Source organism: Tritonibacter sp. SIMBA_163 (assembly GCF_046535935.1).
Classification (GTDB): Bacteria; Pseudomonadota; Alphaproteobacteria; order Rhodobacterales; family Rhodobacteraceae; genus Epibacterium; species Epibacterium scottomollicae.
On the sequence record NZ_JAWJBP010000929.1, the window covers coordinates 1 to 251 of the forward strand.

Here is a 251-nt window from a genome sequence, read left to right on the forward strand (position 1 = left end):
CAGGGAGTCAAAGCTATACTAGTCAAGAGCTACCGCCCACTATTAATATTCAGTTTGCTCATATTAATGGAGGAAGCTTATTAGCTCCCGGAGGAAGCAGCGGCGTAGGGAATTTAAATCTTCGAGACAGTGTTATAAAAGATACCGCTCAGTATAATTATTCTTATATTTGGTATCCGACAGAGAATGTTCATATTGAAAGAAATATTTTCTTTAATTCTGGAAAATTAGACATAGGAATTAGTAATGAT

1 protein-coding gene is annotated in these 251 nt (G+C 35.5%); it reads left to right on the plus strand.

Annotated elements, in window-relative coordinates:
• Positions 1–251: hypothetical protein (locus tag R0J92_RS25045; RefSeq protein WP_411053674.1), on the plus strand; the 251-nt coding region annotated here is incomplete at both ends.